We start from the raw sequence: 26,749 nt of genomic DNA on the forward strand, positions 1-26,749 counted from the left end.
TAGGGAGACGAGTACGTCCACAAGGGTACGGGGAGGTAGGAGGCGCCCCTTCAGGGGCGCGGGGAACGGCGCGAGCAACCACACACGGCCCACACCCGGCAGTGCGTCCTAACAGACCTCTTCGAGATCCCGCCAATCCCGCGAGTCCGGCGAATCCGCCACCCACCCGTCGAGCAGCCCCCGCACCAACGAAGCCGGCGCGGCCACCCCGCACTCCCGCTCCGGCACCCACAGCTGCCCGTCGGTCCGGTGCCCCAGCGGCCCGGGGTGCCCCGGCTCGCTGTGGTCGTGCGGATCGAGGTGCTCGCCGTCGCCCTCGTCGGACGGCATCCGCGACTCCGAGCACATCCGGCACAGCAGCCGCACCGACGACGACCAGTCCTCCGCGGCGAAGCCCGCGTCGGCGGCCAGCCGCTCCAGCGCGTCCCGGTCGGCCTCGGTGGCGGCCTCCAGGAGCACCACCCACGTCGGCACCGGCGACGGCGCCCACAGCTCGATCTCGTCGAAGACGGGGTACGAGTGCCCGGCCGCGGTCGTCCGCTCCCCGTGCGGCACCCCGTCGTGCAGCACGACCTCGCCCCAGCGCCGCCCGGACGACGGCAGCGGAATGGACAGCACCTCCATGCGCGCCGGATCGAGCCTGCGGCCCCACACGACCTCCGCCTCGCCCTCCGGCGACAGCCGCACGGCGGCGCTGCCCAAATCCATCCCGGTCGGCTCACCGGCAGCGGCGGCGCCGCCCGGCACCTTCAGCCCGTACGCCTGCCAGGCCCGCCGCGCCAGCGGCCAGTCCTGCAGCGCGGTCGCGGCGATCCCCACGTTCCACCAGTCGGGAGCACCGGTCTCCCGGTCCAGCAGCGCCACCGCACGCAGCCCGGCCGTCCTGGCCTGCTCCCAGTCGTGCCGGAACTTGTGCAGCAGCGCGAGGTTGAACCAGGACTCGGACAGCCACGGCTCCAGGTCGGCGGCGCGGGTGAGCAGCGCTCCCGCGTCCTCGTAGCGACCGTCGCCGATCAGCGTGAACGCACGATCCGTGGCCTGCCGCCAGGAGGCGGAGGGCCGGTGCCGTCCCTTGCCGAAGATCCTCACGATTCCCGCCTGCCGATGCTCGAGGCCTGCGCCCCCGGACGCCGCGCGTTCGCTGCGATTCCTGCCTTCATTCGCATCCAACCACGTACGGTCGGACGCCCGCTCATTACCCATGGGTTACCCAGCCGACCCTAGGCTCAGACCGGGGTGCGACACCACTCTGGCCAGGGCTTCCACGACCTCCGGCTGGTACTCGTGGCCCGTGGCCAGACGCAGCCGTTCCAAGGCCGCCAGCGGCCCCTGAGGGCCCTGTTCCCTGGCCATCTCGTCGTACGCGTTCGCTGTCCGCACAATCCGGGCGGTGAGGGGCTGTTCACGGTACGGATCGGCCTGCCGCTCGACCACCACGGCGATCCGGGCGTCCACGCCGGTCTGCCGGACGACGGCGCCGCCGAGGAGCGCTATCCGCCGCTGCTGGGCCGGCGGCAGCGCCGCGGTGGCGCCTTCCACCACGGGGTCGACCAGCGACAGCTGCCCGATGTCGTGCATCAGGGCCGCGTACTCCAGAACGGTCAGATCGGGACCGGAGAGCCCCAGGTCACGCCCTATGGCACGGCTCAGCGCCGCCACCCGGTGGGCGTGCCCGTGCGGGGTGTACCCGGCGATCTCGGTGGCGCGGGCCAGCGAGGCGATGGTCTGCCGGTAGGTCTCCTTCACCGCGGAGTACCGGCGGAAGGCCAGCTGGGTGAGGAGCAGCGGCAGACTGATCACGGGCAGCGCCCACAGCCCGGCGACGGCGACGGCGAGCGCCATGACCGCGCCGGTCGCGCACACCGCGGAGCCGATGCCGAGCATGGCCCGCAGCTCGTCGCGGAGCAGCGGGCCGAACGGCCACCGGGTCCTGGCCCTGGCCATGGCGGCGGCGAGCACGGCGTCGCACAGCGCGGTGAGCACGAGCAGTCCGGCGATGAGCAGGGCGTAGTACGCGCCGCCGCCGAACCACTCCGCCAACTTGCCCTGGTTGTAGAGCGGTTGGAAGCAGACGGCGGCGAAGGCGACCGTCAGCACCCGCCGCGCCATGTGGTCGAGGGTGGGCCCCCTCCCCCGGGCCACGTGCGGCACGCACCCGACGAGCGCGCCCGCCACGGTGATCGCGACGACCTGCAGCACCCCGTGCCCCGTGGGCTCCCCCGCCACCTCTCCCAGCAACGCGTACGCGAGCGCTCCCGCGGCCCCGAGCGGCGCGGGTTCCCGGTCCCCGCCCCCGCCCCACCGCGCCAGCTCCCCCACGGCGACCAGCACCCCGAAGGCGACGGCGACCCCCCGCTCGTCGATCCCCTCCCGGACGGTCCCCACGAGAGCGACGAGGGTGACCCCCAGGGCAACCCCATAAACCCCAAAGAAAAACCCCCGCCCCACCCCTGCCTTCGCCTCGGACACCCTGCCGCCCGCCCCCGGCTCCCCGCCCGTAGCGCGCGACCCCGCCCCCGCCTTGGGCACCCTGCCGCCTGCCCCCGGCTCCCCGCCCGTGACGCCCAACCCCGACCCCGCCTCGGGCAACCTGCCGCCCGACCCCGCCCCCGACCCCGCCTTGGGCAATCTGCCGCCTGGGGCGGCAGGGTGGGCAAGGCGGCCCCCGGTGCCGCGCAACGATTCGCCAGGGCCGGACCCCGTGGAGGACAGCCCACCCCCGGTGCCGCGCAACGATTCGTCAGGCCCGGACCCCGTGGCAGGCAGCCCACCCCCGGTACCGCGCAACGATTCGCCAGGCCCGGACCCCGTGGCAGGCAGCCCACCCCCGGTGCCGCGCAACGATTCATCGGGACGGGACCCACCCCCCGCCCCGGCCCAACGCTCCGGCTCCCCCGGCCCAGGGAACCTCACCGCGACGCCGCCCCCGACACCGGCACACCCTCCACCCGCACCGACGCCACACCCACCTCGTCCGCCGTCACCACGGGATGCCACCCGTCCCGCCCGAGCACGGCCACCAGCGCCCGCACCATCACCGGATCGAACTGCGACCCCGCACACCGCTCCAATTCCGCCAGGGCGACCGCAACCGGCCGCGCCCGCGAGTACGTCCGCGTAGAAGTCATCGCGTCGAACGCGTCCGCCACCGCCACCACCCGCGCGAACTCCGGAATCTGCGTCCCCACGAGCCCGTACGGATACCCGCTCCCGTCCAGCCGCTCGTGGTGGTGCAGGATCGCCGCCCGCGCCTCACCGAGGAACCCGATCCCGCGCACCATCTCGTGCCCGTACTCGGGATGCAGCTGAATGACCTCGCGCTCCTCGGGCGTGAGCGGCCCGTCCTTGCGCAACAGCCGCGTGGGCACGCCGAGTTTGCCCACGTCGTGCAGGATCCCGGCGAACCGGAGCACCTCCACGCGCTCCTCCGCCATCCCCAGCTCGCGCGCGATCATCATGGACGCCTGCCCGACCCGCTCACTGTGCCCGCGCGTGTACCCGTCCTTGATGTCGACGGCCTGCACCAGGGCCCTGATGGTCGCCTGGTGGGCGGCGCGCTCCCGCTGGTACTGGGCGAACACCCAGCAGGAGATGTACATCGGCAGCAGTACGAGGAGCGAGGCCACCGGCCCGTACGGACTGGCCCACAGCACCGCCATCACCAGCCCCGCGAGCCCGTGCACGACGACCGGCGCCAGCGACCGCAGGAAGAGGCCGCGCCAGGCGGTGCGCAGCGGTACCCGCTCGGCCGTCGCGAGGATGCCGCCGTCGAGCACGGTCAGGACGGCGCAGAAGACGAGGGCGGCGGCGCAGCCGGGCACGAGCGCGTACGGGAAGCGCGGCGCGGAGACCGCCCCGGGCCCGCCGAGCGCGTCGAAGACCCGCGCCGACGCCCAGATGCCGAGGGCGAGTTGGGCCGCGCGCCAGATCCGGCGCAGCCACTTCGGCCGCTGCTCGACACGGGCCAGCAGCGCGCCGGGCACGGCCACCAGCGCGGCCGCGGCCGGCGGCAGCAGAAACGCTCCTGCGAGCAGGACCGGGAAGAAGGTGCCCATACCCCTGGGCGCGCGCCGGCCGATGATCCGGCAGCGGCCGACCTGCTCGCACCCCGCGTACACGCACGCGAGCAGCCCGACGGCGGACCAGGAGGTGCCGGGGGAGAACGCGGGCGCCGTGCACACGACGCCCACAGTGACGGTCAGGAACACATACGCACCGGCCATCGGCGGAACCGACCGCATGCCCAACCCCCTCCCCGTGACGTTCAGTTCACGGAGTCCAGAGATTAGGCCGCCCGTCACGCCGCCCGGGCGGCATCGCGGGGATTACCGGGGCCAGAGGCCCCGGATTAGCACGATCGGGTGAACCACATCCGGAACTGGGACAACTCCCGTTCCCCACAAGGAAGTTCCGGACCCTCCGGGCCGGCAGACAGCCGACCGGGGCGGGCCGGGCCGGCTCAGGCGAGCGGCTTGCCCAGGCCCTCTTCGGGCGTGGCCTGGCCCGAGCGGATCAGATCGATCCGCCCCATGACCTTGGCCCGCAGGTCGCTGGGCACGTCGTCATGGCCGCAGCACCGCTTGACCAGCTTCTTCACGGCCTGCTCCAGGCCGTACTTCTCCAGGCACGGGCTGCACTCCTCGAAGTGCACCTCGAACTTGGTGCAGTCCGGGTCCGGCATCTCGTGGTCGAGGTACTCGTAGAGATGGTCCAGGACCTCACTGCAGTCCGTCTCGTGCGGCTCTCCGCAGCTCATGAGCCCGAGCCTTTCGCTTCGTTCGACTCTCCGGCGCCGGCCGGGACGAGCCCGCGGTCACGGGCGTAGTCCTCCAGCATGCCGCGCAACTGGCGGCGTCCCCGGTGGAGCCGGGACATCACAGTCCCGATGGGTGTCCCCATGATGTCCGCGATCTCCTTGTACGCAAAGCCCTCTACGTCCGCGAGATAGACCGCGATGCGGAATTCCTCGGGGATGGCCTGCAGCGCCGACTTCACGTCCGAGTCCGGCAGATGGTCGAGCGCCTGCGACTCGGCGGAGCGCAGACCGGTCGACATGTGCGACTCGGCGCGGGCCAGCTGCCAGTCCTCGATCTCCTCGGCGGCACTGCGCTGGGGCTCGCGCTGCTTCTTGCGGTACGAGTTGATGAAGGTGTTCGTGAGGATCCGGTACAGCCACGCCTTGAGGTTGGTGCCCTCGCGGAACTGGTGGAAGGACGCGTACGCCTTGGCGTACGTCTCCTGCACCAGGTCCTCCGCATCCGCCGGATTGCGCGTCATGCGCAGCGCAGCCGAGTACATCTGGTCGAGGAACTCCAGCGCGTCCCGCTCGAAGCGCGCACTGCGCTCGGCAGACGTCTCCGCAGGCTCGGGCTGCTCGTCCGCCTGGCCGTGTTCGGTCCCTGCGTCGGTCCCTGTGACCGGACCCACCTCCTCCAACGACGTCGCGGAACCCGGAAAGGTCCCACTCGAATCGGAGGATAGACGACGATCCGGTCCGCCCGCCGCCCGAATAGGAGCGGTCTTGGCCGCGCTCAGCACCGTCCACTCCAGGTCAGGAGTGGTGGCGCGGCTCGGGCAGATGGTCGAACCCATGCGGCGGACTTCCTCTCGTACGAACTCTGTGCACCGACATTCGGCACAACAGTCGTCCCGCACTCAACATTCCCGGCCGCTACGGGAGTGACCGGGTCCACGCGACGACGGCGTCGGTGATCACCGCGAGGGCCTCGTCCTGGGTGAGGTCGGCGCGCTTGGGCACCGCGAATCCGTGATCCCCGTACGGGACTTCGACGATCTCGTACGTGTCCTCGGCCGGGAACTCGGCGGGCCTGCCGAACGGGTCGTTGCCGCCCTGGACGACGAGGGTGGGCACGCCCGCACCGAGGAGTTCGTCGGCGCGGGACTTCTCCGGCTTGCCCGGCGGGTGCAGCGGGAAGCTCAGCGCGAGGACGGCGGCGGCGCCCAGTTCGGTGGCCGTGCGGCAGGCGACGCGGGCGCCCGCGCTGCGGCCTCCGGCGATCACGGGTGGGCCGGCCTGGGCCAGGGCTGGCCACACGCCCCGCCAGCCGGTGTCCAGGGTCTTCGGGGCGGGGGCCAGCTTCTTTCCCGCCACCCGCCACGGCTGCTCCACCAGAGCGACGGTCACTCCGTGGGCCGGCAGGGTGGCGGCGAGGGCCTGGAGGTCGCGGGCCTCGATGCCGCCGCCCGCGCCGTGGCTCGCGGCGAGGGTGAGTCGCGGGCGCGGAGCCGGATACCAGGTGATGCGGGCTTCGCCGGTCTCGGTGTGCACGGTTTCAGTGGTACGGGTCACCGGGCAATGGTGCCCCGCCGCAACGACCGCGACGGGGGTGGGGTGGTGCGTGTCTCGTGGGCGGGTGCGGGTCCGGTGGGGCTTCTCGCGCAGTTCCCCGCGCCCCTGAGATGCGCACTGCGTGCGCCATCTCAAGGAGCGCCCATGGGGCTGCGGCGCAGCCGCACGCTCCAGGGGCGCGGGGAACTGCGCGAGAAGCCCCACCGGCCCGCAGGTCGCGACGAAAGACCAGCCCGGCCGACGCAGTCGGCATGTCAGGGGCGCGGGGAACTGCGCGAGAAGCCCCACCGGCCGGCGGTCGGCTGAGATGCCTGCCGGCCACGGCGAGCCGCCGTTCCTTGAGGGGCGCGGGGAACTGCGCGACCAGCCCCACCGGCCCGCAGACGCCGATCGGCACCGAGCCCCGCGGCGACACGGCGGGCCCGGTCAGAACAGGGTGCCCTCCTCCGGGGCCTCCAGTTCCTTCAGGAGTTCGGGACCGTTGTTGCGCACGTTGCTCACGGCCGTCGACACCGGATACGCCCGCATCAGCCCCTCCGGCGGCGGAGCCAACAGCGTGCGCAGATCCTCGACGTCCGTCCGCGCGGGATCGAGCCACGCGTCCCACCGGTCGGCCGTGAGCATCAACGGCATCCGGGGATGGATGTCGGCGAGGGACCGCGGCCCGTCCGCGGGCGCCACGCCCAGCGGCCCGGTCTCGGCCTCCGTGGTGATCACGGAGCACGTCACCCACCACGCCAGCGGATGCTCGTCGGGCAGCGTCCGGTCGCGCCAGAACTCGTACAGGCCGGCCATCGCGAACACGGACCCGTCCGCGGGCGTCACGAAGTACGGCTGCTTGCGCGGCCGCTTCTTCTTCCCCTCGACCTCCAGGTCCCGCTCGGCGGCCGCGGTCACCCACTCGTAATAGCCGTCCGCGGGGATGATGCAGCGCCGCGTGGTGAAGGCCCGGCGGTACGACGGCTTCTCGTGCACCGTCTCGGCCCGCGCGTTGATCATGCGGGCGCCGCCCTCCGGCGTCTTCGCCCAGGACGGCACGAGCCCCCACTTCAGCTTGCGCAGCTGGCGAACCGGACGCGGGTCCTCTGCGTCTTTCACGGGGCGGTCCATGACCGCGTAGACCTCCTTGGTGGGGGCCACGTTGAAGTCAGGCTCGTAGGCCTCCTCCGGCTCCCACTTCTCGATCTCGAAGATCCCTGCGAGATCCTCGGGCCTACGACTCGATGCATACCGTCCGCACATACGTGCCACAGTGCCAGAAGCAAGCCCTCCACCGAACGGGAGCCCGGAAAGACCATGGACGCCAGCCTCTGGGACCGGATCTTCGGCACCCAGTCCGACCCCGACCAGTGGGTGGTCATCGCCACCGGAGTGCTCGCGCTCGCGGCGATCGTCCCGCGCAACGTCTGGCGGCTCTCCCGCAACGCCATCACCATCGCCCACGAGGGCGGCCACGGGCTGATCGCGCTGCTGATGGGCCGCCGCCTCGACGGCATCCGGCTGCACTCGGACACCAGTGGTCTGACGGTCAGCCGCGGCAAGCCGACCGGTCTCGGCATGATCCTGACCGCGGCCGCCGGCTACACGGCCCCGCCGCTGCTCGGCCTCGGCGGCGCCGCCCTGCTCGCCGAGGGACACATCACCCTGCTGCTGTGGCTGGCCACGGTGCTGCTGGTGGCGATGCTGGTGATGATCAGGAACGCGTACGGGGTGCTGACCGTCGTCGTGGCGGGCGGCGCCTTCCTGCTGGTGTCCTGGCTCGCCGGACCGCAGGTGCAGGCCGCCTTCGCGTACGCCGTGGTGTGGTTCCTGCTCCTGGGCGGCGTACGGCCCGCCTTCGAGCTGCAGGGCAAGCGGCGGCGCGGGGGCGCCGGGGACTCGGACGCCGATCAGCTCTCGCGCCTCACGCACGTCCCGGCGGGAATGTGGCTCTTTTTCTTCCACGCCGTCTCACTGTGCTCACTGCTGGGCGGCGGTCGCTGGCTGCTGGGGCTGTGAACAGGTCGCTCCGCCGCAGCCCACTAAAGTAAAGGCATGACCACGAACCCCGCGCACACCGCCCTCTGGCCCGCCCCCCTCGCGAGCGGCGCCGTCGACGCGACCGTCCAGGTGCCGGGGTCCAAGTCCGTCACCAACCGGGCCCTGGTCCTGGCCGCCCTCGCCGCGGAGCCCGGCTGGCTGCGCCGCCCGCTCCGCTCCCGCGACACCCACCTGATGGCGACCGCGCTGCGCGCCATGGGCGTCGGCATCGAGGAGGGCGTGGGCCCGGACGGTTCGGGCGAGGCGTGGCGGGTCATCCCGTCGGGTCTGCAGGGCCCCGCGACGGTCGACGTCGGCAACGCCGGCACCGTGATGCGGTTCCTGCCGCCGGTCGCCGCGCTCGCCGACGGGCCGATCCGGTTCGACGGCGACCCCCGTTCGTACGAGCGCCCGCTGCACGCCGTGATCGACGCCCTGCGCGCGCTCGGCGCCCGGATCGACGACGAGGGGCGCGGCGCGCTGCCGCTGACGGTGCACGGCGGGGGCGCGCTGGACGGCGGCACGGTGGAGATCGACGCCTCGTCGTCGTCCCAGTTCGTGTCGGCGCTGCTGCTGTCGGGGCCGCGGTTCAACCAGGGCGTCGAGGTCCGGCACACCGGCTCGTCGTTGCCCTCCATGCCGCACATCCGGATGACGGTCGACATGCTGCGCGCGGTCGGCGCCCAGGTCGACACCCCGGAGTCGGGCGGCGAGCCGAACGTGTGGCGGGTCACCCCGGGCGCCCTGCTCGGCCGGGACATCACCATCGAGCCCGACCTCTCGAACGCGCAGCCGTTCCTGGCCGCGGCCCTGATCACCGGCGGCAAGGTCACGATCCCTGACTGGCCGGCGCAGACCACACAGCCGGGTGACGCGCTGCGCGACCTCTTCACGCGGATGGGCGGCAGCTGCGAGCTGACGGAGAACGGGCTGGAGTTCACCGGTTCCGGTTCCGTCCACGGCATCGACGCGGACCTGTCGGAGGTCGGCGAGCTGACCCCGGGCATCGCCGCCGTCGCGGCGCTCGCCGACTCGGAGTCCACCCTGCGCGGCGTCGCCCACCTGCGGCTCCACGAGACGGACCGGCTGGCCGCGCTGACCAAGGAGATCAACGAGCTGGGCGGTGACGTGACGGAGACCGCCGACGGTCTGCACATCCGCCCGCGCCGGCTGCACGGCGGGATCTTCCACACGTACGACGACCACCGCATGGCGACGGCCGGCGCGATCATCGGCCTGGCCGTGGAGGGCGTGCAGATCGAGAACGTGGCGACGACGGCGAAGACGCTGCCGGACTTCCCGGACATGTGGACCGCGATGCTCGGGACCGACCGGTCCTAGGGAGCATCACGATGCGCCGCTACGGCAAGCACACCGACGAGGACGACATCCGCCAGCGTCCCAACCGCAAGGGCAACCGGCCCCGGACGAACATCCGGCCCAAGCACGAGGACGCCGCGGAGGGCATGGTCCTCACCGTGGACCGGGGGCGGCTCACCGTTCTCATCGACGACGTCCCCGTGACCGCCATGAAGGCCCGTGAGCTGGGCCGGAAGGCGGCGGTCGTGGGCGACCGGGTGTCCGTCGTCGGCGATCTGTCGGGCAACAAGGACACGCTCGCGCGCATCGTCCGCATCGCGGGCCGCAGCTCCGTGCTGCGGCGCACGGCGGACGACGACGACCCGTACGAGCGCGTCGTCGTCGCCAACGCCGACCAGCTGGCCATCGTCACCGCGCTGGCCGACCCCGAACCGCGCCCGCGCATGATCGACCGCTGTCTGGTGGCGGCGTACGACGGCGGCCTCACGCCGCTCCTCGTCCTGACCAAGTCGGACCTGGCCCCGCCGGACAAGCTGCTCGAGCTCTACGGCGACCTGGACATCCCGTACGTCGTGACCAGCCGCGAGGAGTTGGAGAACGGTACGGCGGTGGCCCGGGTGCGCGAGCAGCTCGACGGCAAGGTGACGGCGTTCGTCGGTCACTCGGGCGTCGGCAAGACGACGCTGGTGAACGCGCTGGTGCCGGGCGACCGGCGCCGCTCGACGGGCCACGTCAACGCGGTCACGGGCCGCGGCCGGCACACGACGACGTCGGCGCTCGCGCTGCCGCTGCCGGACGACGCGGGCTGGGTGGTCGACACCCCCGGCGTGCGGTCGTTCGGGCTGCACCACGTGGACCCGTCCCGCGTCATCCACGCGTTCCCCGACCTGGAACCCGGCACGGAGAACTGCCCGCGCGCGTGCAGCCACGACGAGCCGGACTGCGCGCTCGACGCCTGGGTCGCGGAGGGCCACGCCGATCCGGCCCGGCTCTACTCGCTGCGCCGCCTGCTGGCCACGCGCGAGCGCCACGAGGGCGACTGACCTCAGCCTTGTTTGCTGCCGCCCACCGCTGGTAAAGGCATAATCGCACCAAGCCGGACGCAAGATCGAATCCTTACGAGATCAGTGGAACGCGGGAGGCACAGGGACATGGCGTGGCTGCTGGTCGTCATCGCGGGGATCCTGGAGACCGGTTTCGCCGTCTGTCTGAAGCTCTCGCACGGCTTCACGCGGCTGTGGCCGACGATCGCGTTCGCCGCGTTCGCGCTCGGCAGCTTCGGCCTCCTCACGCTGTCCCTGAAGAAGCTGGACGTGGGCCCGGCGTACGCGGTCTGGACAGGCATCGGGGCGGCCGGCACGGCGATCTACGGAATGATCTTCCTCGGCGACGTCGTCTCCACCCTCAAGATCGTCTCGATCAGCCTGGTGATCGCAGGAGTGATCGGCCTCCAACTCTCGGGCTCGGCGCACTGACACACGGGGAAGGGCGCGCGAAGGTTCCCAGGGGAAGGCGCACGGAGGTCCTCAGGGGAAGGCGCACGGAGGTCCTCAGGGGAAGGCGCACGGAGGTCCTCAGGGGAAGGCGCGGCGAAGCCGCAGCCTTCAGGGGCGCGGGGAACTGCGCGAGAAGCCCCACCGGCGGAAAGCCCGCGACGAAGCCCACACCCACCGAGCCGAACGCGGAACCACCCACCGCCCGGCAGCCCGCGACGAACCCGCACCCGCCCACCCGAACCCGGAAGCCCCACCTACCGCCGGACGGCCTCCCGCACCATCCGCCCCACCCCACCCTCCCCCGGCGGAGCCAACACACACGACAGAGCGAGCCGCACCGCCAGCTCGCAGTCCCGCGCCAGCGCCTCCGACTCGGTCTTGGCCGCCCCGGGCACCCCGAGCGCGGCCAGCGACCGATCGCGCACGGCGGACACGAAGTCGGCGGGAGCCGGCAGCGGCCCGTCCGCCCGCCGCTGCGCCGGCACGGCCGACGAGGACGGCACGGCCGACAGCGTCGGCGACGGCAGGCGCTCGCTCCAGCAGCCGGTGAGCGCGGCCCGCACCAGCGGATTGCGCCGCGCCGCGACCACCGTCCACTCCGCGACCATGTCGAGCCCGCCCTCCTTCAGGGCCCGGTCGACCCCGGCGAGGTACGCGTCGGCCTCCCGGCGGACGAGCGCCCGGGCGAGCCCCTCCTTGCTGCCGAACTCGTTGTAGAGGGTCTGCCGGGAGACCCCGGCGACCGCCGCCACGTCCACCATCCGCACCCCACCCCAGGGGCGCCGGCCGAGCGCGGTGTAGGCCGCGTCCAGTAGGGATTCCCGCGCTGCAGGCATCGTCGCCTCCCGGGCCGCCGGGTCCTTAACGGCTTGTTTCGCCAGAGTTGACGGGGTTGTCCGCAGTGTCAATAGCCCGCACGGCAAGCACTGGGCCCGGTACGGGATCAGGCCCTGTAGCAGCGGACCGACGACGATCGATACTGTTCACTCATGCCCGACTACCACGATGATCTGCGTCTCGCCCACGTCCTCGCGGACGCCGCCGACGCCGCGACGATGGACCGGTTCAAGGCTCTCGACCTGAAGGTGGAGACCAAGCCGGACATGACGCCGGTGAGCGAGGCGGACAAGGCGGCCGAGGAGCTGATCCGTGGCAACCTCCAGCGGGCCAGGCCGCGCGACGCGATCCTCGGCGAGGAGTACGGCATCGAGGGCACCGGCCCGCGCCGCTGGGTCATCGACCCGATCGACGGCACCAAGAACTACGTGCGCGGCGTTCCCGTCTGGGCGACGCTGATCTCCCTCATGGAGGCGGGCGAGGGCGGCTACCAGCCCGTGGTCGGTGTCGTCTCGGCCCCCGCGCTCGGCCGCCGCTGGTGGGCGGCGAAGGGCGCGGGTGCGTACACGGGCCGCAGCCTGACCTCCGCGTCGCGGCTGCACGTCTCCAAGGTGGGCCGTCTCGCCGACGCCTCCTTCGCGTACTCCTCGCTGACCGGCTGGGAGGAGCAGGGGCGGCTCGACGGGTTCCTCGACCTGACCCGAGCGGTGTGGCGCACCCGCGGCTACGGCGACTTCTGGCCGTACATGATGGTCGCCGAGGGCTCGATCGACATGTGCGCCGAGCCGGAGCTCTCCCTGTGGGACATGGCGGCGACCGCGATCGTCGTGTCCGAGGCGGGCGGCACCTTCACCGGCCTCGACGGACGCCACGGCCCGCACAGCGGCAACGCGGCGGCGTCGAACGGTCTGCTCCACGACGAGCTGCTGAGCTACCTGAACACCCGCTGACCGGAGGCCGGGGGCGCTGCGGGCGCCCCTGAACTCGCTTCCCGCGCCCCCTTGTTGGTGCTCCCTTTACCTGTAACTCTGAGAGTCCCCCCACTTGTGAACTTGTGAACCGCTTCTTGTTGAGCGGTTCAACAGGTGCCTCCCACAGGAAGGTGGCTCCATCCATGCTCGTCCGTGACGCCATGAGCACGATGGTCCTCACCATCGGTCCCGCCCACACCCTGCGACAGGCGGCCCGCCTCATGTCCGCCCGCCGCGTCGGAGCCGCCGTGGTCCTCGACCCCGACGGCTGCGGCATCGGCATCCTGACCGAGCGCGACATCCTCAACTCACTCGGCCTGAACCAGAACCCGGACGCCGAGACCGCCGGCACCCACACCACCACCGACGTCGTCTTCGCCGCCCCGGCGTGGACCCTGGAGGACGCGGCGGACGCGATGACGCACGGCGGCTTCCGCCACCTCATCGTGCTCGACCAGCAGGAGCCGGTCGGCATCGTCTCGGTCCGCGACATCATCCGCTGCTGGGCCCCGGCGAGGCGGCCCGCCCCGACCCTGACCGTCTAGGCACGACGAGCCGGGCGCGAAGGGCCGGGCACGACAAAGAGGGCCGGCTCCCCGAAGGGAACCGGCCCTCCCGCTCTCGGCAGGCGCCCGGGTCAGCTAGCCGCGCAGGGCCATGACCGCGGCCTCCGGACGCGTGCCGAAGTCACCGCGGGATCCTCAGGCCAGGTCGAACCGGTCGAGGTCCATGACCTTGCTCCACGCCGCGACGAAGTCCTTGACGAACTTCTCCTTGGCGTCGTCGCTCGCGTAGACCTCGGCGACGGCACGGAGCTCGGAGTTCGAGCCGAAGACCAGGTCGGCGCGGGTACCGGTCCACTTGACGGCACCGGAGGCGTCGCGGCCCTCGAACTCGTCCTGCGCCTCGGACGTGGACTTCCACTTGGTGTCCAGGTCGAGCAGGTTGACGAAGAAGTCGTTCGTCAGCGTGCCGGGACGCTCGGTGAGGACACCGTGCTTGGAGCCGCCGTGGTTGGCGCCCAGGACGCGCAGACCGCCGACGAGGACCGTCAGCTCGGGCGCGCTCAGGGTGAGCAGGTTCGCCTTGTCGAGCAGCAGGTACTCGGCCGGCAGGCGGTTGCCCTTGCCCACGTAGTTGCGGAAGCCGTCGACGGTCGGCTCGAGCGCGGCGAACGACTCGACGTCCGTCTGCTCCTGCGTCGCGTCCACCCGGCCCGGCGAGAACGGCACCTCGACCTGCACGCCGCCGTCCTTGGCCGCCTGCTCGACGGCCGCGGTGCCCGCGAGCACGATCAGGTCGGCGAGGGAGACCTGCTTGCCGCCCTTGGCGTTGAACGACTCCTGGATGCCCTCGAGCGTGCGCAGCACGCCGGCGAGCTCGTCCGGGTTGTTCACCTCCCAGCTGCGCTGCGGCTCCAGGCGGATCCGGGCGCCGTTGGCGCCACCGCGCTTGTCGCTGCCGCGGAAGGTGGACGCCGAGGCCCAGGCCGCGGAGACGAGCTGCGCGGTGGTGAGGTCCGAGCCGAGGATCTGCTCCTTGAGCGCCGCGACGTCCGCGGCACCGATGAGCTCGCCCTCGCGCGCCGGCAGCGGGTCCTGCCACAGCAGCACCTCGGAGGGGACCTCGGGGCCGAGGTAGCGGACGACCGGACCCATGTCACGGTGCGTCAGCTTGTACCAGGCGCGGGCGAAGGCGTCCGCGAACTCCTCCGGGTTCTCGTAGAAGCGCCGCGAGATCTGCTCGTAGATCGGGTCGAAGCGCAGCGAGAGGTCGGTGGTGAGCATCGTCGGAAGGTGCTTCTTCGACGAGTCGAAGGCGTCCGGGATGATCGCCTCGGCGTTCTTCGCCACCCACTGGTGAGCACCGGCCGGGCTCTTGCCGAGCTCGTACTCGTACTCGAAGAGGTTCTTGAAGAAGAGGTTGCTCCACTCGGTCGGCTTCTCGGTCCAGGTGACCTCGAGACCGGACGTGATGGCGTCCTTGCCGACACCGGTGTTGTACGTGCTCTGCCAGCCGAGGCCGAGCTGCTCCATCGGGGCGGCCTCGGGGTCCGCGCCGACGTTGTCCGCGGGACCGGCGCCGTGGGTCTTGCCGAAGGTGTGGCCACCGGCGATGAGCGCGACGGTCTCCTCGTCGTTCATCGCCATGCGGCGGAACGTCTCACGGATGTCGCGGGCGGCGGCGACCGGGTCCGGGTTCCCGTTCGGCCCCTCGGGGTTCACGTAGATGAGGCCCATCTGGACCGCGCCCAGCGGGTTCTCCAGCTCACGGTCGCCCGTGTAGCGCTTGTCGCCGAGCCACTCGGTCTCGGGACCCCAGTACACGTCCTCCTCGGGCTCCCACACGTCCTCGCGGCCGCCGGCGAAGCCGAAGGTCTTGAAGCCCATGGTCTCCAGCGCGACGTTGCCGGTGAGGACCATGAGGTCGGCCCAGGAGATGTTCTGGCCGTACTTCTTCTTGACCGGCCACAGCAGACGGCGGGCCTTGTCGAGGCTGGCGTTGTCCGGCCAGCTGTTGAGCGGCGCGAAGCGCTGCTGACCGGCGCCGGCGCCACCGCGGCCGTCGCTGATCCGGTACGTGCCGGCCGAGTGCCAGGCCATCCGGATCATCAGCGGGCCGTAGTTGCCGAAGTCGGCCGGCCACCAGTCCTGCGAGGTGGTGAGCACCTCGGCGATGTCCCGCTTCACGGCCTGGAGGTCGAGGGAGTTGAACGCCTCGGCGTAGTCGAACTCCTCGCCCAGGGGGTTCGCCACCGCCGGGTTCTTGGCGAGGATCTTCAGGTTCAGCCGGTCCGGCCACCACTGACGGTTTCCACCGCCCTGGGTCGGGTGCGCCGCGCGCCCGTGCGCGACCGGGCAGCCACCCTCACCTTCCGCCTTCGGGTCAGTGACGATTGCTTCATGGTTCTCGGACATTGGGGGCGCCCTTCCGGAGTTGTCCTGTCACTTGGCCTGAGCCGTGCTTGATCCTACAATGGACAATGTCTAAGTCAAGCAATGCTCCAAGGTTACGCCCGTTCGGGACCTGGGTCCCCTGACTGTTAGGCTGGTCTTTATGAGTGACCTGTTGGAACGACTGCGCGGACGCGGCTGGCGGATGACCGCGCAGCGCCGCGTCGTCGCCGAGGTCCTCGACGGGGATCACGTCCACCTGACGGCCGACGAGGTCCACTCCCGAGCGGTCGCGAGACTTCCCGAGATTTCCCGGGCCACCGTCTATAACACCCTGGGTGAGATGGTTTCGCTCGGCGAGGTCATCGAGGTGGCGACGGACAAGCGCGCGAAGCGCTACGACCCGAACGCGCACCGCCCCCACCAGCACCTGGTCTGCGCCCAGTGCGGCCAGATCCGCGACGTCCACCCGACGGGCAACCCCCTGTCGGCCCTCCCGGACTCCGAGCGCTTCGGCTTCACGATCTCGGACGTGGAGGTCACGTACCGCGGCCTGTGCCCCAACTGCACGACGGCGGCGTAACGCCCCTTTCCCGACCACGCGAGGCCCGCACCGAACGGTGCGGGCCTTTCGCATGCGCCCCGCCAGGGGCGCGGGGAACTGCGCGAGCAACCACGACGCCCCGCACCCGACGACGAACGATGCACCCCCCACGCACCCCCTTCCGCAATCTGACGACCCGTCATATTCTCGCGGGCGCCCACCACACTCCACCGCACCCCCGGAGGGCCCCGTGCACCACAAACTCCGCGCCACAGACCTCACCCGAACCTTCGGCACCACCCACGCCCTCGGCCCCCTGGACCTCACGGCCGCCCCCGGCGAGTTCGTCTGCGTCGTCGGCCCCTCGGGCTGCGGCAAGTCCACGCTCCTGCGGATAGCCGCGGGCCTGACCCGCCCCTCCACCGGCACCCTGGAGATCCGCACCACCAGCCCCCGCCCGGCCGCGATGATCTTCCAGGACTACGGCATCTACGACTGGAAGACGGTCCTGGCCAACGTCCGCTTCGGCCTCGACGTCCAGAAGGTCCCGCGCAAGGAGGCGAACACCCGGGCCCGCGACTGGCTGTCCCGCATGGGCCTCGCCGACTTCGCCGACGCCTATCCCGCCGCCCTCTCCGGCGGCATGCGCCAGCGCGTCGCGATCGCCAGGGCGCTGGCCGTCGAGCCGGAGATCCTCCTGATGGACGAGCCGTTCGCCGCCCTGGACGCCCAGCTCCGCACGATCCTCCAGGACGAGCTCCTCGCCCTCACCCAGGCGACGCACACCACGACCCTCTTCATCACGCACAGCCTGGAGGAGGCGATCCTCCTCGGCGACCGGGTCCTGGTGATGTCGGCGCGCCCCGGCCGGGTGATCGCCGAACGCCGCCCGCCGTTCCCCCGCCCGCGCACCGGAGACATCCGCAGCACCCCCGAATTCACCGCGCTCAAGGGCGAGTTGTGGGACCTGCTGCGCGGCGAGGTGCACCAGGAGGCGGTCCCGGCATGACAACCACGACGCCTGCCGAGCAGACCGACGACGTACTGGTCCGCGCCCCCGGCCCCCAGGAACTCCACCCCACCCGCACCCGCCGCAGACACCGCACCCTCGAACTCTCCCTCGCGGTGGCGGTCCCCCTGGCCCTGGTCCTGCTGTGGCAGCTCGCGGCCGCCCGGTCCTGGATCGACGACCGCGTCTACCCGGCGCCGTCCACGATCCTCGCCGACGGCTGGGACCGGGCGGCCGACGGCGACCTGTGGCCCGACGTGTGGGCCACCCTCAAGCGCGTCCTCGCGGGCTACGCGATCGGCACCGTCACCGGCTACCTCCTGGGCCTCCTCATGGGCTCGGTCCCCCTGATCCGCGCCGCGCTCGAACCGCTCCTCGACGCCCTCTACGTCGTCCCGAAGCTCGCCCTGCTCCCGGTCTTCCTGAACATGTTCGGCCTCGGCGAAGGCCCCCAGATCGCCCTGGTCGCGGCGACCGTCTTCTTCTTCGTGTGGATCTCCACCATGGCCGCGGTGCTCTCGGTCCCGGCCGGCCACCGCGACGCGGGCCAGGTCTTCGGCGCCTCGCCCTGGCAGATGTTCCGCCACGTCCTGCTGCCCGCCTCCCTGCCGGCCGTCCTGGTCGGCGCGCGCATCGCGGCGGGCGTCGCCGTCCTCGTCATCGTCGCCTCGGAACAGATCGCCGCGGCGGACGGCCTCGGCCACCTCATCTTCGACGCCCGCGCCCTCTTCCAGAACGACGTGATGTTCGTCGGCATCGTCTGCGTCGCCGTCCTCGGCGTCGTCTTCTCCGAACTGGTGCGCCTCGCGGGCCGGCTGCTCACCCCCTGGGCCCCGCGCGACCGCGGCCGCGGCCAGTCCTGACCCCACCACCCTCACCTTCTTCCCCTCACCTTCTTCTTCTCCCCCCACTCCCTGTCTCCTCCCCGTTCCACGCGACGTCCCGTACGGAGGCTCCATGCGCACGAGAACCATGGGCACGGCCCTGCTCCTGACCGGCGCGCTCATCGCCGCCGCGACCGGCTGCGCCAAGAACGACACCCCGTCCGACACCGCCGCGAAGCCCCGCACGATCAAGGCGGTCGCGGGCTGCGGCAAGGGAAGCTGGACCGACCCGTCCGACCTCGCGCCCGACCGGAAACCGGCCCGCTGCGCCTCCGGCGCCCCCGCCCCGGTCCAGCTCGCCAAGACCCGCAAGCTGACGATCGCCACCGGCACCCTGGCCGCCGAGTACGTGGCCCCGCTCGAAATGGCCGTCAAGAAGGGCGAGTTCGAGAAGGAGGGCCTGGACGTCACGCTGAAGGTCCTGCCCACGCCCGACGCGCTCCCCCTCCTCGCCAAGGGCGACATCGACGCCCAGTGGGCGGCGCCCGAGGCGGCCGTCATGAACGGCATCCTCGGCGGCTTCGACATCAAGTGGGTCGCCGCGAACTTCTCCCCGGGCCCCGGCTCCAAGAGCGGCCTGTGGGTGCGTCTCAAGGACGGCCAGAGCGCGTCCCACGTCGCCATGGCGGGACGGAAGATGGGCACGATGATCGGCAAGGGGTCGGTCATCTCGTACCCCATGGACACGGCGCTCAAGAAGCACGGCGGCGGCCTCGACAAGATCCAGTTCCAGCAGCTCGGCTCCGCCGACGTCCTCACCGCGCTGCAGAACGGCGGCGTCGACTCGGCCTGGCTGCTCGACCCGGTCTGGCGCAAGGTCGACGGCGACAAGCGCTTCGCGTTCCTCGGCGGCCAGCCCCAGGGCGAGCCGCTCGGCGGCCTGCTGTTCGGCCCGAAACTCCTCAAGGAGGACCCGGACGCCGGCGTCGCCTTCCTGCGCGCCTACATCCGCACGGTGAACACGTACTTCGCGGGCGACTACAAGAAGGACCCCGCCTTCGTCGCCGAGCTGGCCACCCTGCTGAAGACGGACAAGGCGGTCCTGGAGTCGACGCCGTCCCTGCGCATGGACTGGGAGATCCGCTCCGGCACGACGGACCGGCTCCAGAAGGCGTACGAGGCGGCGGGCGTCTCGAAGGGCGATCCGCTGCCGGAGTCGAGGACCGTCGACAGGAAGCTGTACGAGGAGGCGGTGGGCCACAGGTCCTGACACGTGCCCGGACATGCGCCGAGGCCCGGAGCTTTACGGCTCCGGGCCTCGGACTTTCAGTAGCGGGGACAGGATTTGAACCTGCGACCTCTGGGTTATGAGCCCAGCGAGCTACCGAGCTGCTCCACCCCGCGTCGGTGAACCCAACTCTATGTCACGCCCCCGACCAGCGCAAATCCATTTCCCCGCGCCCTGCACGACCGTGCCCTGCGCCGGCCGCGCCCTACGCCGACAGCTCCTCGCGCAGCGCGTCCCGCAACCGCCCGGCCCGCTCCGCGACCTCCGCGGGCCCGAGCTCCACGGCCCGGGACGCCCACTTCTGCCCCTCGACCAGATCACCGCGCCGCGCCCGCAGCAGAGCGAGCCTGAGCGCCGCCCGCCCGTGCCCGGAGTCGGCCGCCCGCGTCCACCACAGCGCCGCCTCCGGCTCGCTGCCCTCCCGCGCCAGCAGCAGCCCCAGGTTGAACGCGCCGTTCCGCGACCCGGCCTCGGCCGCCTCGCGGTACCAGCGCGCCGCCTCGACGACGTCGCCGCGCGCCGCCGCGAGCATCCCGACCCGCACCTGGGCCCGCCGGTGCCCGTGCTCGGCAGCCCGCTCGTACCACTCCTCGCACTCGCTCTTCACGGTGACGGGCTCGCCCAGCTCGTGCCGCACCTCGGGCGGCCGGCGCACGTCGAGCAGGGAGGCCAGCCGGTACGCCGCCTCCGGGCTGCCGCCCCCCGCCGCGCACCGCAGGTGCCGCTCGGCGCTCTGCTCGTCGCCCTCGCGCAGCCGCGCGATGCCGACCTGGAGCGCGGCTTCCGTGTGCCCTCCGGCGGCGGCCCGCTCGTACCACTGGACCGCCTTCTGGGCGTCCGCCTCGTCCTCGCGGCCCGCGTACAGGATGCCGAGGTTGAAGGCCGCGTCGACGCTGCCCGCCTCGGCCGCCTTGGAGAACCAGGGCTCGGCGCCGACCGCGTCCCCGTTCTGCAGGAGCAGCACGGCGAGCGCGTTGGCCGCCTCGCGGTGACCCGCGTAGGCGGCACGCCGGTACCAGCCCTCGGCCTGCGCCGTGCGCTTCTGCTCGGCGCAGAGCAGGCCCAGGTTGTACGCGCCGTTGTTGTCGCCCGCGTCCATGGCGGCGCGGTACCAGCGCTCGGCGGTCTGGGTCTCGCCGCGCTGCGCGTGCAGCGCGCCCAGCGCGTTCGCCGCGTTTCCGTCGCCGTCCTGGGCGGCGCGCAGCCACCACACGGCGGCGCTCTCCTCGTCACCGGCGTCCCGCAGCAGGAAGGCGAGGGCGCACGCGGCGCGCGGCTCGCCGTCCTTGGCGGACGTCAGGTACCAGCGCCCGGCCTCCTTGAGGTCGCCGCGCTTCTCCAGGATCGCGCCGAGGTGCAGGGCGGCCCTGCGGTGTCCGCGCGCGGCGGCCTGCCGGTACCACTGCTCGGCCTCTTCCGCCGGGTTCTTGTCGTCCCCGGCGACGAGCACGTCGGCGCCGCCCTTGCGGTCGAGCGCGCGGGCGAGGCGGTAGGCGGCCTCGCGGTGACCGCGCTCGGCGGCGACCCGCATCCAGCGCTCGGCGCCGACGTCGGTGCGGTGCTCCAGGAGGTCGGCGAGGGCGTACGCGCCCAGCGTGTGGCCCTGCTCGGCGGACTGGCGCAGCCAGTACTCGGCGGCGGGCTCGTCACCGCGCTCGCGGTGGTACCGGCCGAGGGCGTGCGCGGCGGCGGCCGAACCGGCGACGGCGGCGACCCGCCACCATCCCGCGGCCTCGTCCGCGTAGCCGCGCTGGTGGAGCAGGACACCCAGATTGTTGGCCGCGGCCCGGTCGCCCTCGCCCGTGGCGGCACGCAGCAGGGGCTCGGCTCCGTCGAGATCACCGCGGCGCAGCAGCATGGCGCCGAGGACACTCATCGCCTCGACGTCGCCGGCCTCCGCGGCCAGCCGCTGGCGTGCTTCTTCTGCCGCCTCGCCGGGTTCGTCCCGGCCGGAAGGCTGCACAAACCGCCCTGTCTCCAACAGAGTTGCCTTGTCCCCCATAACGTCCATCGTCGCACCACCTGCAACCCGGGTACACCTGGTATACCGCAGCCCGTGAGGTCACTTCAGCGTTTTGTCGACATGCCCACAGAGAGATAAGTGAAACACAGTTTTCCCAACTACCCCCGGGCGGAGCAGTGTTCGCACGTACTTGGTACACACTTCGCACATGCCAGTGGCTCGTGACACCCGGGCCCTTGACGCACCGAAGGCCCGGAAGCTGATGCTTCCGAGCCTTCGATCATCAGTAGCGGGGACAGGATTTGAACCTGCGACCTCTGGGTTATGAGCCCAGCGAGCTACCGAGCTGCTCCACCCCGCGCCGTTGTGTTCAAACCGTACCACGGCGCGAGGGGGCGGCTGACTCAGCCGCCTGCAGCCTCCTTGTCGTCACCGTTCTTGGCGCTGCCGCCGTCCGCCTTCTTGTCCGCGCTGTTGTCCGCGTTCTTGTCCGCGTTCTTGTCGGCGTTCTTGTCGGCGTTCTGCTTCGCCTCCTTGTCGGCCTGCGTCTGAGCCTTCTCGGCGCGCTCCAGGGCGTCCTGCAGCTTCTCCTGCGCGTCCCCGTAGGCGGACCAGTCGCCGTCCTTCATGGCCTTCTGGCCGTCCTCGAACGCCTTCTCCGCGTCCGCGAGCGCTTCCTTGACGGTGGAGTTCGCCGGCGGCGTCGTGTCCCCGCCCGGCTTCTCCGGCTCGGCCGGGGTGGCCCCGTCCACTTCGAAGGCCTGGTTGAGCGCCTCCGAGAGCGAATTGGCGAAGCCGTTCCTGTCGCCGTACGAGACCGCGACCTTGCGCATCAGCGGGTACTCGGAGTTCCGGCCCTGTGCGTAGATCGGCTCCACGTAGAGGAAGCCCTTGTCGAGCGGCACCGTCAGCAGATTGCCGTACAGGACCGTCGAGTCGGCGCCCTTCATGTCGCGCACCCAGTTCGCCACCGGATCCCAGGAGTTGAGCTTGTTCTGCACCTGCTCAGGTCCCTGGACCTTGTCCTCGGTGACTCTCAGCAGCCTTATGGCGCCGTAGTCCTTACTGGTCGCGTCGGCGTCCACCGCCATGAAGGCCCGTAGGTTCGGCCGGCCGCTCGGCGTGAACGTCGTCGTCAGCGAGAACTGCTGGCTGGTCTGGCCCGGCATCTTCATGGACAGGTAGTACGGCGGGACCGCGCTGTTGTCCTTCTTGGTCGGGTCGTTCGGCACCTGCCAGGCGTCGGACGCGTTGTAGAACTGGTCCGAGTCCGTGACGTGGTACAGGGTCAGCAGCTCGCGCTGGACCTTGAACATGTCCTGCGGGTAGCGCAGGTGCTCCTTCAGGTCGGCCGGGATGGCGCTCTTGGGCTCGACCGTGTCGGGGAAGGCCTTCTGCCACGTCTTCAGGACCGGGTCGGCCTCGTCCCAGGCGTAGAGCTTGACCTCGCCCGTGTACGCGTCGACCGTCGCCTTCACCGAGTTGCGGATGTAGTTGACCTGGTTCTGCTGGGCCACCACCGCACGCTGGTTGTCGCCCTCGTTGAGGGAGTCGGCCGTGGTGTCACCGAGCGTCGTGCGGGACGCGTACGGGTACCCGTTCGACGTCGTGTAGGCGTCGACGACCCACTTGATCTTCCCGCCGACGACCGTCGGATAGGCGTCGCCGTCGATGGTCAGCCACGGCGCGACCGCCTCGACGCGCTCCTTCGGCGTGCGGTTGTACAGGATCCGCGACCCGTCGCCGATGGCTCCGGAGTAGAGGATCTGCGGCTCGCTGAAGGAGACCGCGTACGCGGCGCGGTTGATCGGGTTGGAGAGGTTGATGCCGCTGTTGCCCGTGTAGCTGGTGGTCTTCTGCGTGCCGTCGTCCTGCTCGTAGTCCAGCTCCTTCTGCGGCCCGCCGACGATCGAGTACTGCGTCGTCTTCTCGCCGTAGTAGATGCGCTGGTTGTAGTCGCCCAGGTCACCGGTGGTCGGCAGGCCCGACTCGGTGAACTGCGGGGCGCCCTGCGAGGTGGACGTGCCCTTCGCCGTCACGGCTCCGTAGCCGTGCGTGTAGACGAAGTGGTCGTTGATCCAGTTGCGCTTGTCGAGCTTGCTCAGGTTCAGCTCGCGCAGGCCGACCACGGTGTCCTGGCCGTTGTAACGGTCCACGTCCAGGGTCGTCGGGAACTGGTAGTACTTCCGCTGCTGCTCCAGCTGCTGGAAGGTGGGCGACACGACGTTCGGGTCGTTCAGCCGGTAGCTGGCCGCCGAATCGGCGTCCGTGCGCTGCGCCTTGGTGTCGTCGCCGCTCTTGCCGCTGTAGTCGACGGGCGTGGCCTTGTCGATGCCGTACGCCTTGCGGGTCGCCTCGATGTTCTTCTCGATGTACGGGGCTTCCTTGGACTGCTCGTTCGGCTGGACCTGGAACTTCTGGACGATGGCCGGGTACAGGCCGCCGATCAGGATCGCCGAGAGCACCATCAGGCCGAAGCCGATGACCGGCAGCTGCCAGGTGCGCCGCCACAGGGTGGCGAAGAAGAGGATCGCGCAGATGACGGCGATGCAGAACAGGATCGTCTTCGCCGGCAGGTACGCGTTCGCGTCGACGTAGCGCAGGCCCGTCCAGTTGTCCGTCGCCTTGAAGTCGCTCGACTTCACCGCGAGCCCGTACCGGTCGAGCCAGTACGCGACCGCCTTCAGGGCCACGAACACGCCCAGCAGGACGGACAGGTGCCCCGTCGCGGCCGCCGTGGCGCGCGCGCCCGGGCTGGTGATGCGCAGTCCGCCGTACAGGTAGTGCGTGAGCGCGGCGGCGACCAGGCCGATGACGGCGGCCGCGAAGCCGAAGCCCAGCAGGAAGCGGTACCAGGGCAGGTCGAACGCGTAGAAGGACACGTCCATGTGGAACTGCGGGTCCTTCTGGTTGAAGGGCACCCCGTTCACGAACATCAGCCACGTGCGCCACTGGCTCGCCGCGGACGCGCCCGCGATCAGGCCCACCAGGGCGGTGATCCCGAGCAGCAGCCACTTCTTGAAGGGCGCGATGCCCATCCGGTAACGGTCGAGGCTCTGCTGCTCCATCGACATGGCGCTCAGCGGCGGGCGCAGGCGGTGCGCCAGCCAGACGTTCACCCCGACGGCGAGCGCCATGAGCAGACCGAAGATGAAGAACAGCCCGATCTTCGTCCACAGCATCGTCGTGAAGACGGACGAGAACTTGACCGACCGGTACCAGAGCCAGTCCGTCCAGAACCCGGCGAACATCACGAACGCCATGCCCAGCACGGCCAGGACGCCAAGCGTCAACAGCAGCGTCCGGGCACGTCGGGACGGTCGGCCCACTCTGATCCGCGGCCCCGTCGGGCCCCCGCCGCGGTCCGGCATCTGGAAAGCCAAGGTGCGCACCTCGAAAGTTCAGTAATCGATCGGTCAGGCCCCCGAGATCGCGGACCCATCACCTATGCAACTTACTCACGCTTTACTCAGTTCCCGGTTCGGGGGAGGAACGAGGCAGGATTGTGACCATGTCCAACACTCCTATGGCAGCGAGCCCCCTCACCCGGGCCGTCCTCGAGATCGACGAGTACGCCTCCGGCCTCGGCTGGGACCAGCCCGCGCGCCTCTTCGCCCTCGTCGACACCGCCGCGCTGCGCGCTCAGGAACCCGCTCTCGCCGCCCAGCTCGGCCTGGAGGGCGAGCAGGAGGCCCCCGGCCTCACCCCGATCGAGCAGGACGAGGTTCCCGCCGACAAGCCGCTGGACGAGTTCCTCGGCACCATCGCGTGGCCCGACGCCGTCGCGGGCTGCGCCCTGACCGTGGAGCGCCTCATGCTGCCGCCGTCCGCGGAGGCGTCCGTCCCCGAGGGCCTCAGCGACAAGAAGCTCGCCAAGTGGGTGGCCGAGCACCCGGACCGCCAGGAGGTCCGGATGACGGTCGCGGTGCTGCGCGACGGCACCCGTGACTCGGCGCTGCGGCTGCGCGAGAAGGACTCGCCCACCGAGGTCCTCACCGGGGCGGAGCTCGTCCCCGGTCTCGCCGAGGCACTCGCGGCGACCTTCGCCGACTGAGCTGCCGCGCGTTCCTGAGTTCTTCCTCACCTACGTAGAGGGGCGCCGCCGGAACATCCGGCGGCGCCCCTCTACGTAGTGCCGTGTCTCAGCCCTTGGTGGTGCACGTGGGCAGGTCCGCGGTGTCGCCCTTGCGGATGTCGGCCAGCGCGTCCATCGCGTCGTCGATGGTGTCCACCTTGACCAGCGTGAGCCCGGCCGGGGTGTCCGCGGCCGCGGTGGCGCAGTTGTCCTTGGGCGTCAGGAAGTACTCGGCTCCCTTGTCGCGCGCGCCGACCGTCTTCATCTGGATGCCGCCGATCGGGCCGACCTTGCCGTCGTCGTCGATGGTGCCGGTGCCGGCCACGAACTTGCCGCCGGTCAGGTCGGTGGGCGTGAGCTTGTCGACGATGCCGAGGGAGAACATCAGGCCGGCGCTGGGGCCGCCCACGTCGGCGAGCTTGATGTCGATCTGGAACGGGAAGGTGTGGTCGGTCCCGGCCTGGATGCCGACGATCGCCCGGCCGTCCTCCGCCTTGTCCGTCTTGATCGTCACGTTCTCCGTGCGGGTCGCCTCCTTGCCCTCCTTCTCGGCGGCGGCCGCCTCCTTGACGGGGACGACGGTGAAGACGACGTTCTCACCGGGCTCGTGCTTGGTGACGAGCTTCGCGACGTCGGCGGGCTTGGTGACCTTCGTGCCGTCGACGGCCTTGATGACGTCACCGGCGTGCAGCGCGCCCTCGGCGGGGCTGTCCTTGACGACTGTGGAGACGATCACCCAGGACTTCACGGGGATGTCCAGCTCGTTCAGGGCGGCGACCTTGGCGCTCTCCTGGGACTGGCTGAACTCCTCGGCGTTCTCCTGCGAGGACTGCTCCTCGGTCTGGCCGTCCGGGTAGAGCGTGTCGTGCGGCACCACGATGCTGTCGTGGGCGAGCCATCCGTAGACGGCCGACACCAGGTTCATGTTGAAGTCGGCGCTGGTGACGCGGACCGTCGTCATGTTCAGGTGGCCCGACGTCTCGTACGTCTTGTGGCCGGAGATCTGGATCACGGGTTCGCCGTCGTGGTCCGCGAGGGTGTTCACCGTCGGTCCCGGGGACATCTCCGCGTAGGGCACCTTGATGAGCACCCCGGCGCAGAGCAGCGCGATCAGGATGAGGGTCGAGGCGAGCATCGTCGCGGTGCGGCGTGGCATGGAACGACAGTACGGGACGGGCCTGTCAGTGCACCTGTGGGGC

23 protein-coding genes and 2 tRNA genes are annotated in these 26,749 nt (G+C 71.2%); 11 read left to right on the forward strand and 14 right to left on the reverse strand.

The genetic code is table 11. The annotated features are described in order from the left end of the window. Positions 1-108: 108 nt before the first annotated feature. The 7 genes from RBJ77_RS15715 to RBJ77_RS15745 form a co-directional block, all read right to left on the reverse strand. The gene (locus RBJ77_RS15715) at positions 109-1,089 is read right to left on the reverse strand and encodes a tetratricopeptide repeat protein (RefSeq protein WP_372345589.1); all 981 of its coding nucleotides are present in this window, start codon (positions 1,087-1,089) and stop codon (positions 109-111) included. A gap of 117 nt (positions 1,090-1,206) precedes the next feature. After that, positions 1,207-2,409 carry an HD-GYP domain-containing protein gene (locus tag RBJ77_RS15720; RefSeq protein ID WP_372345615.1) on the reverse strand — a complete coding sequence of 401 codons (1,203 nt, stop codon included), beginning with the start codon at positions 2,407-2,409 and terminating at the stop codon, positions 1,207-1,209. Positions 2,410-2,909: 500 nt separating this feature from the next. Continuing rightward, positions 2,910-4,241 carry an HD-GYP domain-containing protein gene (locus tag RBJ77_RS15725; RefSeq protein ID WP_372345590.1) on the reverse strand — a complete coding sequence of 444 codons (1,332 nt, stop codon included), beginning with the start codon at positions 4,239-4,241 and terminating at the stop codon, positions 2,910-2,912. Positions 4,242-4,459: 218 nt separating this feature from the next. Then, positions 4,460-4,756, reverse strand: coding sequence for a mycothiol system anti-sigma-R factor (rsrA, locus tag RBJ77_RS15730; RefSeq protein ID WP_255982634.1), 297 nt, complete (start codon positions 4,754-4,756; stop codon positions 4,460-4,462). Next, positions 4,753-5,427 carry an RNA polymerase sigma factor SigR gene (gene sigR / locus RBJ77_RS15735; protein WP_255982636.1) on the reverse strand — a complete coding sequence of 225 codons (675 nt, stop codon included), beginning with the start codon at positions 5,425-5,427 and terminating at the stop codon, positions 4,753-4,755. Before sigR ends, rsrA begins: the two co-directional genes overlap by 4 nt. A gap of 244 nt (positions 5,428-5,671) precedes the next feature. Next, entirely contained in the window at positions 5,672-6,310 is a 639-nt protein-coding gene (locus tag RBJ77_RS15740; RefSeq protein WP_372345591.1) for an alpha/beta family hydrolase, read from the reverse strand. A gap of 426 nt (positions 6,311-6,736) precedes the next feature. After that, positions 6,737-7,552, reverse strand: coding sequence for an SOS response-associated peptidase (locus tag RBJ77_RS15745; RefSeq protein ID WP_372345592.1), 816 nt, complete (start codon positions 7,550-7,552; stop codon positions 6,737-6,739). 54 nt (positions 7,553-7,606) lie between these two features. Between RBJ77_RS15745 and RBJ77_RS15750 the strand changes: the two genes are divergently transcribed. From RBJ77_RS15750 to RBJ77_RS15765, 4 genes are all read left to right on the forward strand, one after another. Further along, positions 7,607-8,308 carry a M50 family metallopeptidase gene (locus RBJ77_RS15750; RefSeq protein ID WP_372345593.1) on the forward strand — a complete coding sequence of 234 codons (702 nt, stop codon included), beginning with the start codon at positions 7,607-7,609 and terminating at the stop codon, positions 8,306-8,308. A 36-nt stretch (positions 8,309-8,344) separates the two neighbouring features. After that, complete coding sequence (gene aroA / locus RBJ77_RS15755; RefSeq protein WP_372345594.1) at positions 8,345-9,670, forward strand: 3-phosphoshikimate 1-carboxyvinyltransferase; 1,326 nt, start codon at positions 8,345-8,347, stop codon at positions 9,668-9,670. A gap of 11 nt (positions 9,671-9,681) precedes the next feature. After that, positions 9,682-10,692 (forward strand): ribosome small subunit-dependent GTPase A, encoded by a 1,011-nt coding sequence (rsgA, locus tag RBJ77_RS15760; RefSeq protein ID WP_372345595.1) that lies wholly within the window; start codon positions 9,682-9,684, stop codon positions 10,690-10,692. A gap of 108 nt (positions 10,693-10,800) precedes the next feature. Continuing rightward, positions 10,801-11,124 (forward strand): multidrug efflux SMR transporter, encoded by a 324-nt coding sequence (locus tag RBJ77_RS15765; protein WP_255982648.1) that lies wholly within the window; start codon positions 10,801-10,803, stop codon positions 11,122-11,124. A 275-nt stretch (positions 11,125-11,399) separates the two neighbouring features. On the opposite strand, the gene RBJ77_RS15770 is transcribed toward RBJ77_RS15765, so the two are convergent. Beyond that, positions 11,400-11,981 carry a TetR/AcrR family transcriptional regulator gene (locus tag RBJ77_RS15770; protein WP_372345596.1) on the reverse strand — a complete coding sequence of 194 codons (582 nt, stop codon included), beginning with the start codon at positions 11,979-11,981 and terminating at the stop codon, positions 11,400-11,402. Between the two features lie 153 nt (positions 11,982-12,134). Here RBJ77_RS15770 and hisN point away from each other — a divergent pair, with 153 nt between their 5' ends. Together hisN and RBJ77_RS15780 are read left to right on the forward strand one after the other, a co-directional pair. Continuing rightward, positions 12,135-12,932, forward strand: coding sequence for a histidinol-phosphatase (gene hisN / locus RBJ77_RS15775; RefSeq protein ID WP_255983169.1), 798 nt, complete (start codon positions 12,135-12,137; stop codon positions 12,930-12,932). A gap of 164 nt (positions 12,933-13,096) precedes the next feature. Beyond that, positions 13,097-13,498 carry a cyclic nucleotide-binding/CBS domain-containing protein gene (locus RBJ77_RS15780; RefSeq protein ID WP_372345597.1) on the forward strand — a complete coding sequence of 134 codons (402 nt, stop codon included), beginning with the start codon at positions 13,097-13,099 and terminating at the stop codon, positions 13,496-13,498. Positions 13,499-13,654: 156 nt separating this feature from the next. On the opposite strand, the gene katG is transcribed toward RBJ77_RS15780, so the two are convergent. Then, positions 13,655-15,871 carry a catalase/peroxidase HPI gene (gene katG, locus RBJ77_RS15785; RefSeq protein ID WP_372345598.1) on the reverse strand — a complete coding sequence of 739 codons (2,217 nt, stop codon included), beginning with the start codon at positions 15,869-15,871 and terminating at the stop codon, positions 13,655-13,657. A 139-nt stretch (positions 15,872-16,010) separates the two neighbouring features. Here katG and RBJ77_RS15790 point away from each other — a divergent pair, with 139 nt between their 5' ends. The 4 genes from RBJ77_RS15790 (at position 16,011) to RBJ77_RS15805 (ending at position 19,494) form a co-directional block, all read left to right on the forward strand. Next, a complete protein-coding gene (locus RBJ77_RS15790) occupies positions 16,011-16,430 on the forward strand; it encodes a Fur family transcriptional regulator (RefSeq protein ID WP_372345599.1) in 420 nt (139 codons plus the stop codon). 211 nt (positions 16,431-16,641) lie between these two features. Continuing rightward, entirely contained in the window at positions 16,642-17,400 is a 759-nt protein-coding gene (locus RBJ77_RS15795; RefSeq protein WP_372345600.1) for an ABC transporter ATP-binding protein, read from the forward strand. Continuing rightward, positions 17,397-18,263, forward strand: a complete 867-nt coding sequence (locus RBJ77_RS15800) for an ABC transporter permease (protein ID WP_372345601.1) — start codon at positions 17,397-17,399, stop codon at positions 18,261-18,263. The genes RBJ77_RS15795 and RBJ77_RS15800 overlap by 4 nt, the downstream gene beginning before the upstream one ends. Positions 18,264-18,357: 94 nt before the next feature. Then, positions 18,358-19,494, forward strand: a complete 1,137-nt coding sequence (locus tag RBJ77_RS15805; protein ID WP_372345602.1) for an ABC transporter substrate-binding protein — start codon at positions 18,358-18,360, stop codon at positions 19,492-19,494. Positions 19,495-19,554: 60 nt separating this feature from the next. On the opposite strand, the gene RBJ77_RS15810 is transcribed toward RBJ77_RS15805, so the two are convergent. From RBJ77_RS15810 to RBJ77_RS15825, 4 genes are all read right to left on the reverse strand, one after another. Further along, positions 19,555-19,628, reverse strand: a tRNA-Met gene (locus RBJ77_RS15810). Between the two features lie 89 nt (positions 19,629-19,717). Then, complete coding sequence (locus tag RBJ77_RS15815; protein WP_372345603.1) at positions 19,718-21,523, reverse strand: tetratricopeptide repeat protein; 1,806 nt, start codon at positions 21,521-21,523, stop codon at positions 19,718-19,720. Positions 21,524-21,762: 239 nt separating this feature from the next. Then, positions 21,763-21,836, reverse strand: a tRNA-Met gene (locus tag RBJ77_RS15820). Between the two features lie 43 nt (positions 21,837-21,879). Continuing rightward, on the reverse strand, positions 21,880-24,846 hold the full coding sequence (locus RBJ77_RS15825; RefSeq protein ID WP_372345616.1) for a UPF0182 family protein: 2,967 nt from the start codon (positions 24,844-24,846) through the stop codon (positions 21,880-21,882). A 140-nt stretch (positions 24,847-24,986) separates the two neighbouring features. On the opposite strand from RBJ77_RS15825, the gene RBJ77_RS15830 reads away from it, so the two are divergent. Next, positions 24,987-25,529 (forward strand): PPA1309 family protein, encoded by a 543-nt coding sequence (locus tag RBJ77_RS15830; protein ID WP_255973265.1) that lies wholly within the window; start codon positions 24,987-24,989, stop codon positions 25,527-25,529. Between the two features lie 88 nt (positions 25,530-25,617). Here the strand turns inward: RBJ77_RS15830 and RBJ77_RS15835 are convergent, their stop codons facing one another. After that, the gene (locus tag RBJ77_RS15835) at positions 25,618-26,706 is read right to left on the reverse strand and encodes a PDZ domain-containing protein (RefSeq protein WP_372345604.1); all 1,089 of its coding nucleotides are present in this window, start codon (positions 26,704-26,706) and stop codon (positions 25,618-25,620) included. Between the last annotated feature and the right edge of the window lie 43 nt (positions 26,707-26,749).

Origin of the sequence: Streptomyces sp. KL116D, from assembly GCF_030766975.1 — a bacterium.
GTDB classification, from domain to species: domain Bacteria; phylum Actinomycetota; class Actinomycetes; order Streptomycetales; family Streptomycetaceae; genus Streptomyces; species Streptomyces longispororuber_A.

Coding starts and splice junctions, on each gene's coding strand:
- RBJ77_RS15725 (WP_372345590.1), bottom strand. CDS start 4,241: ATGCGGTCGGTTCCGCCGATGGCCGGTGCGTATGTGTTCCTGACCGTC.
- rsrA (WP_255982634.1), bottom strand. CDS start 4,756: ATGAGCTGCGGAGAGCCGCACGAGACGGACTGCAGTGAGGTCCTGGAC.
- RBJ77_RS15745 (WP_372345592.1), bottom strand. CDS start 7,552: ATGTGCGGACGGTATGCATCGAGTCGTAGGCCCGAGGATCTCGCAGGG.
- RBJ77_RS15750 (WP_372345593.1), top strand. CDS start 7,607: ATGGACGCCAGCCTCTGGGACCGGATCTTCGGCACCCAGTCCGACCCC.
- aroA (WP_372345594.1), top strand. CDS start 8,345: ATGACCACGAACCCCGCGCACACCGCCCTCTGGCCCGCCCCCCTCGCG.
- rsgA (WP_372345595.1), top strand. CDS start 9,682: ATGCGCCGCTACGGCAAGCACACCGACGAGGACGACATCCGCCAGCGT.
- RBJ77_RS15765 (WP_255982648.1), top strand. CDS start 10,801: ATGGCGTGGCTGCTGGTCGTCATCGCGGGGATCCTGGAGACCGGTTTC.
- RBJ77_RS15770 (WP_372345596.1), bottom strand. CDS start 11,981: ATGCCTGCAGCGCGGGAATCCCTACTGGACGCGGCCTACACCGCGCTC.
- hisN (WP_255983169.1), top strand. CDS start 12,135: ATGCCCGACTACCACGATGATCTGCGTCTCGCCCACGTCCTCGCGGAC.
- RBJ77_RS15780 (WP_372345597.1), top strand. CDS start 13,097: ATGCTCGTCCGTGACGCCATGAGCACGATGGTCCTCACCATCGGTCCC.
- katG (WP_372345598.1), bottom strand. CDS start 15,871: ATGTCCGAGAACCATGAAGCAATCGTCACTGACCCGAAGGCGGAAGGT.
- RBJ77_RS15790 (WP_372345599.1), top strand. CDS start 16,011: ATGAGTGACCTGTTGGAACGACTGCGCGGACGCGGCTGGCGGATGACC.
- RBJ77_RS15800 (WP_372345601.1), top strand. CDS start 17,397: ATGACAACCACGACGCCTGCCGAGCAGACCGACGACGTACTGGTCCGC.
- RBJ77_RS15805 (WP_372345602.1), top strand. CDS start 18,358: ATGCGCACGAGAACCATGGGCACGGCCCTGCTCCTGACCGGCGCGCTC.
- RBJ77_RS15815 (WP_372345603.1), bottom strand. CDS start 21,523: ATGGACGTTATGGGGGACAAGGCAACTCTGTTGGAGACAGGGCGGTTT.
- RBJ77_RS15825 (WP_372345616.1), bottom strand. CDS start 24,846: ATGCCGGACCGCGGCGGGGGCCCGACGGGGCCGCGGATCAGAGTGGGC.
- RBJ77_RS15830 (WP_255973265.1), top strand. CDS start 24,987: ATGTCCAACACTCCTATGGCAGCGAGCCCCCTCACCCGGGCCGTCCTC.
- RBJ77_RS15835 (WP_372345604.1), bottom strand. CDS start 26,706: ATGCCACGCCGCACCGCGACGATGCTCGCCTCGACCCTCATCCTGATC.